Below are 1,113 nucleotides of genomic sequence, written 5' to 3'. Positions count from 1 at the left end.
TAACGCCCTGTTAAGGTGTGAGCAACGCAATACCGATGCCGCCGCATACCACCTTAATCAACTAAACCAACGCATAGTAAAAATGCCACGCGTTGCGAATCACTCTTAAACAGTTTGTTATAAACTAGCACTCGATGAAGTGATCTTTGTTATCTATGTACATCTCTATGTTCTCAAATACCCATTGCGTCTTTGAGTTCTCATTGCGACCACTACGTTTTCTTTCACGAGGCTTCCAGCGTCCGAAAAATATATATTCTTTTGATGGATCTATGTACTTAAGCAATGAACTATTTTTTAAAATAATTTGTGGAATTGGCTTCTTAATTACTCCATTTTTATCAGGTTCCACAAATGGAGAATTTAGCTCTACTACATGAAAAGGGAACTTCTCATTCGTTGGTTTTCTTAGTTCATGAATATGCCCAGAAATGGCAAGAGGCATAGTGTATTCACCAACTTTATAGTGCTTTAAAAAGTTATGAAGGTTCTCATGATCAAAGTAGAAACGTTCCCAACTAACTTTCTTGCCCCGATAGTTAAGCGTTACTAAACTTTTCAACTCTTTGTTATCTTCACATAGTGCTCTCAACTGAAGTATTTGCTTCAATGTTTTCAGATAGTTGGTTAGTTTACCTTTGTTGGAGTATTTCTTATCAGACTCTCCCAAAGAACCCCAAGCCTTTCCTTTGTTTTCTATCTCTGGTTTAGACAACTCCCAGAGTGCTTTAAGAAGAATATGAAGTCGAAACTCATATTTTGATTTCTCAATTGCGGAAAAGACAGCAGAGTCAGATGATTTAGCTATGATGTTGAGCTGACCACCAATGTTATACTTACATTTTGCACCATGTTCTTCATTTCTTTTTAATCGAAAACATGGTGCTATTTCTACAGTTTTAGTGGCGTATTTTCGATCATGCCTTTTCACAAATGATAACTGTGCACTACAACTAGGAGATGCACAAAATGGAGCCCCATAGGGCTTATTCTCATAATCAGTTGCAGCTACACGATTGCCAGATCCTAGCCTAGCTTCAGGGATCTTACTTCCCATCGAAAATCTCCTCTTGTTTATAACGCCCTGTTAAGGGGTGAGCAACGCAATACCGA

Annotated in this window: 1 protein-coding gene; it reads right to left on the bottom strand. The window is 38.2% G+C overall.

The window, feature by feature from the left end; all coding sequences use genetic code 11:
* Positions 1-124 precede the first annotated feature (124 nt).
* Positions 125-1,057: a hypothetical protein gene (locus tag FKN16_RS24255; RefSeq protein ID WP_170903737.1), complete on the bottom strand. Its 933-nt coding sequence runs from the start codon at positions 1,055-1,057 to the stop codon at positions 125-127.
* Positions 1,058-1,113: the final 56 nt, after the last annotated feature.

The sequence above is a fragment of the Vibrio sp. 11-4(1) genome (assembly GCF_013048625.1).
Lineage (GTDB): Bacteria > Pseudomonadota > Gammaproteobacteria > Enterobacterales > Vibrionaceae > Vibrio > Vibrio diabolicus.
The sequence above is the reverse complement of the archived record's forward strand: the minus strand, read 5'-3'. Positions and strand labels throughout refer to the sequence as shown.

What these genes read in the sequence shown, in the direction of transcription:
- FKN16_RS24255 (WP_170903737.1), bottom strand. Translation starts at nt 1,057, where the DNA reads ATGGGAAGTAAGATCCCTGAAGCTAGGCTAGGATCTGGCAATCGTGTA.